Genomic DNA, 12,826 nt, shown 5'->3' on the forward strand with positions numbered 1-12,826 from the left:
GCCACGAAGAGAGACCGAGTACCCGTATGGCCTTCCCCGTGCCCGAGACGCCGCGTCGCGACCTGTTCCCTGAAATCGAGCCCTACGCCACCGGCTTCATGCCGACCGACGGCGTGCACGAGATCTATTACGAGGAATGCGGCAACCCGCAGGGCCTGCCTGTCGTGGTGCTGCACGGAGGCCCCGGCGGCGCGGTGAATCCGGGCATGCGGCGGTATTTCGACCCGTCGAAATACAGGATTGTGCTGTTCGACCAGCGCGGCTGCGGCAACAGCCGGCCGAACGCCTCGCTGGAGGACAACACCACCTGGACCCTGATCGACGATATCGAGCGGCTGCGCGAACTGCTGGGCGTCGACAAGTGGGTGGTGTTCGGCGGCAGCTGGGGTTCGACCCTGTCGATGGCCTATGCGATCACCCATCCCGAACGGACCTCGGCCCTGGTGCTGCGCGGCATCTTCCTGCTGACCCGGCCGGAGCTGCACTGGTTCTATCAGGACGGCGCCTCGAACCTGTTCCCCGACGCCTGGGAGCGGTTCGTCGCCCCCATCCCCGAGAACGAGCGCCACGATCTGATGGGCGCCTACTACAAGCGGCTGATCGGCGACGACCGGGCGGAGCGGGAACGCTGCGCCATCGCCTGGTCGAGCTGGGAGGGCGAGACCGTCAGCGTCGAAGGCCCCGAGGCGCGTCCCGACAAGTTCGCGGAGCCGGATTTCGCCGTCGCCTTCGCCCGGATCGAGAACTGGTATTTCACCAATGGCGGCTTCTTCCCCGAGGAAGGCTGGCTGCTGAAGAACATCGGCCGCATCCGCCACATTCCGTGCTGGATCGCGCAGGGCCGGTTCGACGTGGTGACCCCGCTGTCGGGCGCCTGGGCGCTGCACCGGGCGTGGCCCGAGGCGAAGCTGGACATCGTCAGGGACGCGGGCCACGCCTCGACCGAGCCGGGCATCGTCGACAGCCTGGTGCGGGCGACGGACTGGGCGGCGTCGCTCCAGGCGACAGGCAGTAGGGATTAGGGCCCCGCCCGCCGACGCAACACAATCGTCACTGCTGCCTGTCGCCTCACTTGGGGTTGGTCTTCTCGACCAGCTCCGAGAGCTGGAAGCCGATGCGGCGGGCTTCGCGCTCCTCCGGCTTCTTGCGGGCGTTCAGCAGGACGTTGATCTGGGCGTAGTGCTGGATCAGCCGGATCGGGCGGCCATCGGCGTTCTTGCCGGTGAACATGATGAAGTCGGGCCCCCAGAAGCCGACATCCTCGATCTGCATGGTGGCGTCGCCGGGACCGCCGACGAGGTGGGCGGCGATCTCCTCGTCACGGTCGAGACCCTTTTCGAAATCCTCGATCAGCTTGGACAGACGGACGAACGCCCACTCCGCCGGGTTCTCGCGCATACGCACGCCTTCGGTCAGACCCGCCCTCCGCTCGGGCGAGGCGCTCGGAAGCATGGGCTGCGGACAGGGCTCGTCTTCCCAGTCCGGAACGAATTTGGGGAGGGTGGAATCGGCTTCGGCTTGGGTCATGACCCCAACCTAACGCGCGAAACGGCCGATCAGAACAGCCCGTGGCCCTTGGGCAGCTCGGCGTAGCGGTGCACGCGGGTGGACAGCACGAGGCCGAAACCGATCATCACCGTCATCATCGACGAGCCCCCGTAGGACAGCAGCGGCATGGGCACGCCGACGACGGGGGCCATGCCCATGACCATGGCGCCGTTGATCAGAACGAACAGGGCGAAGAAGGCCGTCATGCCGGCGGCGGCGATGCGTCCGAAATGGCTGTGGGCCAGCGAGGCTATGCGCAGGGCGATGAGGATGACCGCGACATAGCAGGCCAGGACGGTGAACGAGCCGATGAAGCCGAACTCCTCGGCCACGGTCGAGAAGATGAAGTCCGTGTGCCGCTCGGGCAGGAATTCGAGCTGGCTCTGGCTGCCCAGGCCATAGCCCTTGCCCAGCAGTCCGCCGGAGCCGAGGGCGATCTTGGACTGGATGATGTTGTAGCCGGTGCCTGACGGGTCCGCCTCGGGATTGAGGAAGGTCAGGACGCGATTGCGCTGGTAGTCGTGCATGACGAACATCACGAACGGCGGGATGGTGGCGACGGCGGCCGCCGCGCCGGCGGCGATCACGCGCCAGCTGAGCCCCGCCACGAACATCACCGCCGCGCCGGTCAGGCCGATGATCATGGCCGAGCCGAGATCGGGCTGTTTGGCGACCAGCAGGAAGGGCACCCCGATCATGCCGGCGGGGATGAGCAGCTTCCACGACCAGCGGGCGTCCTGGGCCGAATGGTTATGGTACCAGCGGGCCAGGGCGAGGACGAGGCCCAGCTTCATGAACTCGGCCGGCTGGATCCGCATGAAACCGAGGTTCAGCCAGTTGCGCGCTCCGCCGGCGGTATAGCCGAGGGGCGTGAACTCGATCATCAGGACCAGCAGCAGCAGCAGGGCATAGAGCGGATAGGCCCCGCGGAACCACCATTTGGGATGGATCAGGGCGAGGCACAGCATGACAACCAGCATGACCCCGAAGCGGATCAGATGGTCGGCGGCCCAGGGCTGCCAGTGGCCGCCGGTGATCGAATAGAGCATGGCCGCGCCGACGCCGGCGATGACGCACAGCAAGCCGACGATGCGCCAGTCAATCTCGGTGACCTTGATCGATATCCGGTCCCGTTCGCCGGGACGGGTCAGGGCCGAAGCAGTCATTGGCGCGGCTCCGACAGATAGGGGCGCGGTCCCGAGGTGGCCGTGGGCGCAGGGCGCGAAGGGGGCGGAGCGACCGCGGCCGCGGCCTCGCCGGTGACCTCGCCGCCCGGACCGGCGCCGGCCTCGCCCTCGTCGGCGCCGACGGGGGCCTCGGCTTCGGGCGGCAGGGGCCGTTCGATGCGGGCGCGCATGTCCGGATCCTTGAGCAGGACGGTCTTCATGATCTCGCGCGCCTTGGGCGCGGCGTCGGCGGCGCCGCCCGCGGGGGCGTGCTGAATGATCAGGGCGATGGCGTAGCGCGGCGCGTCGTGCGGCGCGAAGGCGACGAACAGGGCATGGTCCCGGCGCGACCACTGGGCGTTGCGGGGGCCGCGGGACTCGCCGGGCCGGTAGTCGCGCGACTGGGCCGTGCCGGTCTTGCCGGCCATCTGGATGTCGCCGAGGCCGAGCTGCGAGGCCCGATAGGCCGTACCGGTGACGTCGTTGGCCACGGCCGCCATGCCGCCCCGGACGATGTCGAGATGCTCGCTCGAGAAGGGCAGGTCGGCGAAGGCCGGCTGCGGCGCACGGGCCTCCCCGCCGACCGCCTTGACCAGCCGCGGCTGGACCGCCTTGCGGCCGTTGGCGATCCGGGAGGTCATCACCGCCAGCTGCAGCGCATTGACCGCCAGGGCCCCCTGCCCGATCGCCACCGACAGGGTCTCGCCCGGATACCAGGTCCCGTCGTCGTCCCATTTGGTGCGGGCCGTATAGTCGCGCTTCCACTGGGTCGAGGGCACGGTGCCGCTGGACTGGCCCGCGATGCCGATCTCATAGGCTTGGCCGAAGCCGAGGCTCTTCGCCACGCGCGCGATCCGGTCCACGCCGGCCCGGTTGCACAGGTGGTAGAAATAGGTGTCGCACGAGTTCTTGATGGCGTTGTGCATGTCCATGGGACCGTGCCCCCCCGCCCGCCAGCAGCGGAAGGTGCGGCTGCCGTAGCGATAGCCGCCGGTGCAGGTCACCCGCTCGGCCGGATCGATGCCGGCGTCGAGCAGGGCCAGGGCCGTGGTCATCTTGAAGGTCGAGCCCGGCGGGAAGGTGCCGTAGATCGCCTTGTCCAGCAGCGGCTTGCGTTCGTAGTCGCGCAGGGCGTTGTAGATCTTGCCGGGCACGCCGCCGACGAACAGGTTCGGGTCGAACGACGGCGCCGACACCATGCACAGGATGTCGCCGTTACGGACATCCATGACCACGCAGCCGCCCGACTCCTCGCCATAGACCTCGAGCGCGCGGTTCTGCACGTCGGCGTCGAGGGTCAGGACGATGTCCTTGCCGGGGATGGCGGGCCTCGAGCCGCCGATATCCTCGGCGACGACGCGGCCGCGGGCGTCGACCTCGACCCGGTTGCCGCCGGCCTCGCCCCGCAGGTCGGCGTCGAAGGCCTTCTCGACACCCTGGCGGCCGATGCGGAAGCCCGGATTGTAGAGGATCTCGGGGACCTTCTCGCCACGCTCCTCGATCGCCTTGATGTCGCGGTCGTTGGGCTTGGCGACATAGCCGATGACGTGGGCGAACGACCCGCCGAACGGGTAGTAGCGGGCCTCGTTCATGTCGGCCATCACGCCAGGCAGCTCGTTGGCGTAGAGGTTGACCCGGGCGAACTCCTCCCAGGTCAGATCGCTCTTGACCGGGACCGGCGAGAAGCGCGGCGCGGCGTTGACGTCGCGGATGATGGCGCGGCGGCGCTCCAGGGTGTCGGGCAGCAGGCGGCCGAGCAGGTCGAGCGTCTGGTCTAGATCCTTGGTCTCGTCGCGGACCACCAGCACGCGGAAACTGGGCCGGTTGCCGGCGATGACCACGCCGTTTCGGTCGAGGATGCGGCCGCGCGGCGGCGGCACGAGGCGGAAGTTGAACTGATTGTTGGTGGCGAGCGTGGCGTATTCGCCGGCCTGGAAGACCTGGAGCTGGGCCAGCCGGGCGGTCAGGGCGACGCCGCCCAGGGTGGTCAGCCCGCCCAGGACGAAGGTGCGGCGCAGGAAGGAGCCCTGCCGCTCGTTGGTGTCGGAGAAGAAGATGGACGGTTCCGAGCTCATCGGAACCTCACGTCGCCGTCCTCGAACCGCTCGATGAGCCGGTGCGCGAACGGGAACAGCAGCAGGGTCGGGGCGACCTGAAGGGCCAGCGAGATCAGGCTGGCCGGCATGCCGGTGATGACGGCCATGGCGAGGTAGGCCAGCAGGAAGGCCAGGCCGCAGCAGGCCGCGTACCAGACGAACAGCACCGCCGTGTCCTGCCCGGCCAGGAAGCTGCGCGAGGCCAGGACGACGCTGTAGATGACCAGGAAGGCCAAGGCCCAGAGGCCGAGCGGGCCGTAGGTCAGGATGTCGAGCAGCAGTCCCAGGCCGGCCAGCACAAGCGGCGCGAGAACCGAGGGCCGGATCAGCGGCCAGGCGAAGGCCAGCACCATGGGGATCACCGGCTCGGGCAGGTGGAGGCCGAACAGCTCGACCGGGGTCTGCAGGACGATGGTGGCCGCGACGGTGATCAGCGCCGGATAGACGATCCACTGCATCGGCCCGACCACGCGGACCGCGACGGGACGTCTCATTCGGTCCCTCCCGGCGATGGCGCAGGCGGCGTCGCGGGCTGGGCCGGCGACTGGGCCGGCGACTGGGCCGGCGACTGGGCGGGTGATCGGGCCGGGGTCCGGGCCGCCGGCTGCGCGGGCGGAGTCGCGGCCGCGGCGGCGCGGCGGGCGGCGGCGTCGGAGATGGCGGCGGCCTGGGCCGGTGTGGCCGCGGCGACGGTATCGAGCGCGGCCAGCGGCGGGGCGTTCAGATCGTCGGGGCCGATCAGCTGGCCGAAGTCCTCGAACAGCATGACCCGGACGTAGTCGATGGCCCCGCGGTCGCTGAACAGCTTGACCCGCCACGAGCCGTCGATGCCTTTCGCGGCGACGCCGATGGGCACGCCGCGCGGAAAGCCGCCGCCGTCGCCGGAGGACAGGATGCGGTCTCCCGCCTGGACCGACCCGGCCCCGCGCACGAACTCGAGCCGCGGATTGCCCGAGCCGTCGCCGGTCAGCAGGGCGCGGGCGTCGGTGCGGTCGACCAGCACCGGCGTGCGGCTGGCCACGTCGGTCAGCAGCAGCATGCGGCTGATGTTGGGCGAGGTTCCGACGATGCGGCCGACCAGACCGTGCTCGTTGATCACCGGATTGCCGACCTTGACGCCCTTGGCGGAGCCGACGTCGATCAGCCGGGCGTTCGAGAACGGGCCGCGGGTGTCGGAGATCGAGCGGGCGGTGCGCATGGCCACGGGCGGCTCGGGCCGGATGCCGAGCATCGCCTCGTAGCGGGCGTTGACGTTCTTCAGGGCGATGGCCTGGTCGCGCCACGGCTGCAGCTCGGCGAGTTCGCGCTTGAGCCGGCGGTTCTCGGACACAGCGAAGAAGTAGCCGCCGACATAGTCGGAGGCGTGACCGAACCACCGCACCGGGGCCGCGAACACGCCGCCGACGGGGCCGGAGACGCTTTCGACGCCGGCGCGGACGGGCTGGTACGGAGAATTCTGGGCCCGGGCGTCGCTGATCAGCAGCAGGACGCAGCCGACGGCGGCGACCACGACGGTGACCGCCGCGGTCCAGACCAGCGGCACCTTGATGTTTTCGAACGGTCCGTCGCGAAACGCCACGGCGCGCCTTCCTCAGAAAAAGGGAATCAGCGGGACGCCCCCCGCCGATATGCCGAGCCTATCGCAAAATCCGGACCGTTTGGAAACCGCCGTAACCCCTGTGATGACAGGGATTTGAGGCGGACGTTCGACGCGGCGCCTCAGAGGGCCGAGTCGAGCACGCCCTTCATCCAGCGCGGGTGCTCGAGCACGCGGCCGCAGCCGATGGCCACGCAGGACAGCGGATCGTCGGCGACCGAGACCGGCAGGCCGGTGTGGTCGCGGATCTCGGCGTCCAGGCCGCGCAGCAGGGCGCCGCCGCCGGTCAGCATGATGCCCTTGTCGGCGATGTCGGCGGCCAGTTCGGGCGGAGTGGCTTCCAGCGCGACCTTCACGGCCTCGACGATCTGGGTGACGGGTTCCGCAAGGGCTTCCGCCGCCTGACGCTCGGAGATGCGCACTTCCCGCGGCACGCCCTGCATCAGATCGCGGCCCTTGACGTCGATCGACAGGCCCTCGCCGTCGGCCGGGATGCGGGCGGTGCCGATGTCCTTCTTGATGCGCTCGGCGGTGGTCTCGCCGATCAGAAGGTTATGGTTGCGGCGCATGTAGGAGATGATCGCCTCGTCCATCTTGTCGCCGCCGACGCGGACCGAACGCGAATAGACGATGCCCGACAGCGAGAGCACGGCCACCTCGGTGGTGCCGCCGCCGATGTCGACGACCATGGAGCCGGTCGGCTCGTGGATCGGCAGGCCGGCGCCGATCGCGGCGGCCATCGGCTCGTCGATCAGGCCGACGCGGCGGGCGGAGGCGTTGAGGCAGGAGTCGTTGATGGCGCGGCGCTCGACGGCGGTGGCGCCCGACGGCACGCAGACGATCACCTTGGGGTTCACGAAGCCCTTGCGGTTGTGAACCTTGCGGATGAAGTGCTTGATCATCTCCTCGGCGACTTCGAAGTCGGCGATGACCCCGTCGCGCATCGGACGGATGGCTTCCATGTGCCCGGGCGTGCGGCCCAGCATCTGCTTGGCCTCGATGCCGACGGCGTGAACGATCTTGCGGCCGCCCACGTTACGCAGCGCGACCACCGAGGGCTCGTTCAGCACAATGCCCTTGCCCTTCATGTAGATCAGGGTGTTGGCGGTGCCGAGGTCGATGGCGATGTCGTTGGAGATCGCGCCGAAAATGCTGGAGAACATGGGTTCGGGATACCGTTCGTTCGGGCCTTGAATAGGGCGTTCGCTGTCTCGATCCGTTTCGGCGACGCCCCGGCCGCGCGCATCCCCATCCGCGCCGCCTCCTGATCGTTATCGCCTGACCGACCGAAGGCCCGTTTGCCCGTGTGCGGGGGGGATTACAAGCCCCATGCGGCGCGTACGGGGGCTGTGTCCGCGCTATCTGGAGCGTGGCCGTTCACGATAGCGTCAGCCAAGCTTATTCGTCGGTCCCCCCGGCCGCCCGCTCGCGCCGTTTGACCAGTTCGCGGACGCCCAGCATCAGGCCGAGCCAGACCACCGCGACGGCCGCCAGGATCAGCGACGTCCAGACGCCGTCGCCCGAAACCGCCGACACCACCGCCCCTCCGAAGAAGGCCACCAGCGCCGTCTTCGGCAGCACGCCGAGGGCGCAACCGGACAGGTAGGCGGGGAAGGACGCGCGCGTGGCCCCGAAGGCCATGTTGACGACGATGAACGGCGCCGAGGGCACGTTGCGGATCATGAAGCTGGCGTAGAAGGCGTTCTTGCCGACGAAGCCCTTGAGCCGGTTCAGGGTCCGCCCGCCGAACCGGTCCAGCATCCGCGCCGTCGGGCCCCGCCCGAGCCAGTAGGTCACTCCGGCCGAGGCGATGGTCGCCACCCAGCTGTAGACGAACCCCCACCACGGCCCGAAGGCGACGACGCAGGCGGCGATCAGGATGAACTGCGGCGCGCCGATGAAGGCGGCGGCGACGAACAGCACGACCGTGGCGGCGAAGGCCCAGGGGCTTCCGGCGTAGCCCTGCAGCCAGGCCTCGAGCTTCTCCTCGGCCGCCAGTCCGAGCTGGCTCTTGCCGATCATCAGCAGGGCGACGGTCGCGCCGAGCAGCAGCGCCGTCGCCAGCGCCGCCCGCCAGCGGCGGCCTTCCATATTGAGGATGAAGTCGAGAAGGCGGCGCATGGAGCCCCGGGGATTAGCAGGCCGCCGCCGCGTGGGCGAGAGTGGAGGAGACGGCGTCCCCCGGGGCGCACGGACCGGCCAGCGCCGTCCGGCTCGTTTTCCGTCTTGCCCCCGCCCGTTTTCGGCCCCTACTGTCCCCGCCGCCACCCTGGCCGGCCGGAGCCTGATCGCTTGTCCCTGACGCTTGCAGTGATTTTCGCGGGTCTGATCGGGACGACGGCGCAGCAGACGCCGCCGATCTTCAATCCGGGGGCTCCGGGCGCGCCCTCGCGGGTGATCAGCCCGGCCGAAGCGGTGGAGTTGAGCCGCACCGGCTTCGTGGAGGCCGATGTCCGCTTCATGCAGCACATGATCGTCCACCACGCCCAGGCGGTGGAGATGGTCGCCCTGATGGAGACGCGGGCCGCGTCGCCGACGGTGCGGCGGCTGGGCGAGCGGATCGCGCGCAGCCAGGAAGCCGAGATGGCGCTGATGCGGGAGTGGCTGGGCGAGCGCGGCCAGCCCGTCGCGCCGGCGGACCTGCATGCCGGCCACCAGGGCCACATGGACGGGGCGATGACGGCCGATACGCCCTTGATGCCGGGCATGCTGTCGCCCGCGCGGATGGCGACCCTGGCCGCGGCGAGCGGTCCGGCCTTCGACCGGCTGTTCCTCGAAGGCATGATCCAGCACCACCAGGGCGCGCTGAACATGGTCGAGGCCCTGCTGGACGATCCCGAGGCGGCCGAGGATCCGACCCTGTCCGACTTCACCAACTCCGTCACCGCCGACCAGTCGGCCGAAATCCTGCGCATGCAGTCCATACTGTCCGAGCTGTAGATCCATCCATCCGAGGGGCCACCATGATCATCCGCAGTCTTCTGTTGAGCTCCGCCGCGGCGGCCAGCCTCCTGTTCGGGGCCGTGGCGGCCCAGGCGCAGGCGCCGGCCGTAGGCGTCGACGCCCGCTCCACCCTGACCCCCGGCCTGCGCGACGCCGGGCAGGCGGTCTCCGGCCTGACGCTTGAATATTCGATCGCCCCGCCGCCGGGCTTCTTCGATCCGGACTCCCTGTGGGGTCCGCCCACCCGCGAGGAGGCGGCGGCCATGCGGGCCCGCCAGGCCGCGGTCGAGGCCGGGACGGCCCAGCCCCTCCCCGCTCCGAAATACAGCCCGCTGGCCCTGGCCAACAGCGACATGGCCATCTCGAACGGCCGTCTGTTCGTCGGCAGCTTCCACGGCTTCAACGCCTATGACGTCACCCGGGGAGAACCCGAACTGGTGCTGTCGGTGGTCTGCCCCGGCGGCCAGGGCGATGTGTCGATTCACGGCAACCTGCTGTTCATGTCGGTCGAGCAGAACCGCGCCCGCCTCGACTGCGGCGTCCGGGACGCCGAGGGCGAGGTCAACGCCGAACGCTTCCGCGGCGTCCGCATCTTCGACATCAGCGACCTGAGCGCGCCCCGACAGATCGCGGCGGTGCAGACCTGCCGCGGCTCGCACACCCACACCCAGGTGCCCCACCCGACCGATCCCAACGTCCTCTACATCTACGTCTCGGGCACGGCGGACGTCCGCAAGAGCGACGAACTGGCGATCTGCCAGGGCGGCGAACCGGGCGCGAACCCGGAAACGGCCCTGTATTCCATCGACGTGATCAAGGTGCCGCTGAACGCCCCGGAGCAGGCGGCCATCGTCAGCCGCCCGCGCATCTTCGCCGACCGTGAAACCGGCGAGATCGCCGGCCTGTGGAAGGGCGGCCGCTTCGGCGTCGCGGGCCAGGAAACGGCCCCGACAAACCAGTGCCACGACATCACCGCCTATCCGGAGATCGGCCTGGCGGCGGGCGCCTGCAGCGGCAACGGCATCCTGCTGGACATCTCCGACCCCGAGCACCCGTCGCGGGTGTCGGAAATGTTCGACCCCGACATGGCCTACTGGCACTCGGCGACATTCAACGCCGCCGGCGACAAGGTGCTGTTCACCGACGAATGGGGCGGCGGCGTCGCGGCGCGCTGCCGGGCCGAGGATCCGGCCACCTGGGGCGCCGACCTGATCGCCGCGATCGAGGACGGACGCCTGGTCGGCAAGAGCTACTTCAAGCTGCCCTCGGTCCAGTCGGCGTCCGAGAACTGCGTCGCCCACAATGGCAATCTGATCCCGGTGCCGGGACGAGATCTGATGGTCCAGGCCTGGTACCAGGGCGGGGTGTCGATCGTCGACTTCACCGATCCGGCCAAGCCGTTCGAGGTCGCCTATTTCGACCGCGGGCCCATCGACGCGGAGCGGCTGTACGTGGGCGGCCACTGGTCGGCCTACTGGCTCAACGGCCGGATTTACGCGAGCGAGATCGCCCGCGGCCTCGACGTTCTGCGGCTCCAGCCCGGCGACCGGCTGTCGGCCGCCGAGATCGCCGTGGCCGAACAGGTGATGCAGGAGACGATCAACCCGCAGACCCAGACGCGGCCGGTGTGGCGGGACAGTCCCGATCTGGCGCAGGCCTATCTGGACCAGCTCGCGCGGTCGGGCGGCATCGACGCCGGTCTGGCGGGTCAGGCCGGCGCGCTGGTCGAGCAATGGCGCGGCGGACAGGCGGACAAGGCGCGGGCCGCCACGCTGTCACAGGCCCTCGCCGTCGTTCCCGAGAACGCCGCCAAGGCCGACGCAGCGCGGCTGAAGGCGCTGTCGGACCTGTTCGGCCGGCTCGGCGGCGGCCAGGGGGCGTGATGCGCAGTTCGATCCTCGCCGCAGCCCTCGCGGCCGCGAGCCTGGGCTGCGCCGCGCCGGCGGCCGCCCAGGCCGCCGCCGCCCCTGCCCCGGCCCCGGCCCTGGCCCCCGCGGCGCCGCCCGCCGCCCGGGCGGCCGATGTCGCTTCGCCCGAGGCGATCGTGGCGGCGCTGTACGACGTGATCTCGGGCGACGCCGGCGTCGAGCGGGACTGGGACCGGTTCCGGTCGCTGTTTCACCCGACGGCGCGGCTGATGCCCTCGGGCGTCAATCCGCAGGGCGTCGGCGTCGCCCGCTCGATCACGCCTGAGGAATATATTGGGCGCAGCGGGCCGGTGCTGATGCGCGACGGCTTCCACGAGCGCGAGATCGCCAGCCGGTCCGAACGCTTCGGCCACATGGTCCATGTCTGGTCGACCTACGACAGCGTGCACAGCCGGTCCGATCCGGCGCCCTTCATGCGCGGGATCAACAGCATCCAGCTGTTCCACGACGGGAGCCGCTGGTGGATTCTGGGCGTCTACTGGCTGGCCGAGACGCCGGCCACGCCGATACCAGCGGAGTATCTGCCGCCCGCGGGATGAGGCGGGACGGCCCCGCCATTTGATCGCCCTTTCGCAACTGCGTAAGGAATGGGCGCCGTTCCGGGAGTCGCCATGTCCAGCCTGCAGTCCGCCGCCCTCGCCCGCGTCAAGCCGTCGGCCACCCTGGCGGTGACCGCCCGGGCGCGCGAGCTGAAGCGCGAGGGACGCGATGTGATCGGCCTGGGCGCCGGCGAGCCGGACTTCGACACGCCCGCCAACATCCGCGAAGCCGGCAAGAAGGCCATCGACGCCGGCCAGACCCGCTACGTGGCGCCCGCCGGCACCATCGAGCTGCGCAAGGCCATCTCTGCCAAGTTCAAGCGCGAGAACGGCCTGGACTACACGCCGGACCAGATCACCGTCGGCGTCGGCGGCAAGGGCACCATCTTCAACGCCTTCATGGCCACCATCAATCCGGGCGACGAAGTGATCGTGCCGGCGCCCTATTGGGTGTCGTACCCCGACATCGCCCTGATGTTCGGCGGCGTGCCGGTGTTCGTCGAGTGCAAGGAAGAGGACGGCTTCAAGCTGCAGGCCGCCGACCTGGAAAAGGCCATCACGCCCAAGACCAAGTGGCTGGTGCTGAACTCGCCGTCCAACCCGACCGGCGCGGCCTATACCTGGGACGAGCTCAAGGCCCTGACCGACGTCCTGCTCAAGCATCCGCATGTGTGGATCATGTCCGACGACATGTACGAGCACCTGGTCTATGACGGCTTCAAGTTCGCCACCCCGGCCCAGGTCGAGCCCAAGCTGTACGACCGCACGCTGACCATGAACGGCGTGTCCAAGGCCTATGCCATGACCGGCTGGCGCGTCGGCTACGCCGCCGGCCCGCTGCCGATCATCAAGGCCATCAACATGATCCAGTCGCAGTCGGTGACCCACACCGCCTCGATCAGCCAGGCCGCCGCCGTCGAGGCGCTGAACGGCCCGCAGGACTTCATCCCGAAGAACGCCGAGGTGTTCAAGCGCCGCCGCGATCTCATCGTCGGCCTGCTGAACCAGT

12 protein-coding genes are annotated in these 12,826 nt (G+C 69.7%); 5 read left to right on the top strand and 7 right to left on the bottom strand.

Annotated elements, in window-relative coordinates; translation table 11 throughout:
• The first annotated feature begins 26 nt into the window (after positions 1–26).
• Positions 27–1,022 carry a prolyl aminopeptidase gene (gene pip / locus VEA62_RS14250; RefSeq protein WP_324822994.1) on the top strand — a complete coding sequence of 332 codons (996 nt, stop codon included), beginning with the start codon at positions 27–29 and terminating at the stop codon, positions 1,020–1,022.
• A gap of 46 nt (positions 1,023–1,068) precedes the next feature.
• Here the strand turns inward: pip and VEA62_RS14255 are convergent, their stop codons facing one another.
• The 7 genes from VEA62_RS14255 to VEA62_RS14285 all read right to left on the bottom strand — a co-directional run bounded on the left by VEA62_RS14255 (position 1,069) and on the right by VEA62_RS14285 (position 8,528).
• The gene (locus tag VEA62_RS14255) at positions 1,069–1,527 is read right to left on the bottom strand and encodes a DUF6173 family protein (RefSeq protein ID WP_324822996.1); all 459 of its coding nucleotides are present in this window, start codon (positions 1,525–1,527) and stop codon (positions 1,069–1,071) included.
• Between the two features lie 29 nt (positions 1,528–1,556).
• On the bottom strand, positions 1,557–2,714 hold the full coding sequence (gene rodA, locus VEA62_RS14260; RefSeq protein ID WP_324822998.1) for a rod shape-determining protein RodA: 1,158 nt from the start codon (positions 2,712–2,714) through the stop codon (positions 1,557–1,559).
• Positions 2,711–4,789 carry a penicillin-binding protein 2 gene (mrdA, locus tag VEA62_RS14265; RefSeq protein ID WP_324823000.1) on the bottom strand — a complete coding sequence of 693 codons (2,079 nt, stop codon included), beginning with the start codon at positions 4,787–4,789 and terminating at the stop codon, positions 2,711–2,713. The genes rodA and mrdA overlap by 4 nt, the downstream gene beginning before the upstream one ends.
• A complete protein-coding gene (locus VEA62_RS14270; RefSeq protein WP_324823002.1) occupies positions 4,786–5,304 on the bottom strand; it encodes a hypothetical protein in 519 nt (172 codons plus the stop codon). Before VEA62_RS14270 ends, mrdA begins: the two co-directional genes overlap by 4 nt.
• The gene (gene mreC / locus VEA62_RS14275) at positions 5,301–6,389 is read right to left on the bottom strand and encodes a rod shape-determining protein MreC (RefSeq protein ID WP_324823004.1); all 1,089 of its coding nucleotides are present in this window, start codon (positions 6,387–6,389) and stop codon (positions 5,301–5,303) included. Before mreC ends, VEA62_RS14270 begins: the two co-directional genes overlap by 4 nt.
• 140 nt (positions 6,390–6,529) lie before the next feature.
• A complete protein-coding gene (locus VEA62_RS14280) occupies positions 6,530–7,570 on the bottom strand; it encodes a rod shape-determining protein (protein ID WP_056450471.1) in 1,041 nt (346 codons plus the stop codon).
• Positions 7,571–7,805: 235 nt separating this feature from the next.
• Positions 7,806–8,528, bottom strand: coding sequence for a TVP38/TMEM64 family protein (locus tag VEA62_RS14285; RefSeq protein WP_324823006.1), 723 nt, complete (start codon positions 8,526–8,528; stop codon positions 7,806–7,808).
• 171 nt (positions 8,529–8,699) lie between these two features.
• On the opposite strand from VEA62_RS14285, the gene VEA62_RS14290 reads away from it, so the two are divergent.
• The 4 genes from VEA62_RS14290 to VEA62_RS14305 form a co-directional block, all read left to right on the top strand.
• Positions 8,700–9,347 carry a DUF305 domain-containing protein gene (locus tag VEA62_RS14290; RefSeq protein WP_324823008.1) on the top strand — a complete coding sequence of 216 codons (648 nt, stop codon included), beginning with the start codon at positions 8,700–8,702 and terminating at the stop codon, positions 9,345–9,347.
• A gap of 23 nt (positions 9,348–9,370) precedes the next feature.
• On the top strand, positions 9,371–11,233 hold the full coding sequence (locus tag VEA62_RS14295; RefSeq protein ID WP_324823010.1) for a hypothetical protein: 1,863 nt from the start codon (positions 9,371–9,373) through the stop codon (positions 11,231–11,233).
• A complete protein-coding gene (locus tag VEA62_RS14300) occupies positions 11,233–11,817 on the top strand; it encodes a hypothetical protein (RefSeq protein ID WP_324823012.1) in 585 nt (194 codons plus the stop codon). Before VEA62_RS14295 ends, VEA62_RS14300 begins: the two co-directional genes overlap by 1 nt.
• A 72-nt stretch (positions 11,818–11,889) precedes the next feature.
• A partial coding sequence (locus VEA62_RS14305) for a pyridoxal phosphate-dependent aminotransferase (RefSeq protein WP_324823014.1) occupies positions 11,890–12,826 on the top strand: 937 nt, incomplete at its 3' end.

Origin of the sequence: Brevundimonas sp. (assembly GCF_035627475.1) — a bacterium.
GTDB lineage: Bacteria > Pseudomonadota > Alphaproteobacteria > Caulobacterales > Caulobacteraceae > Brevundimonas.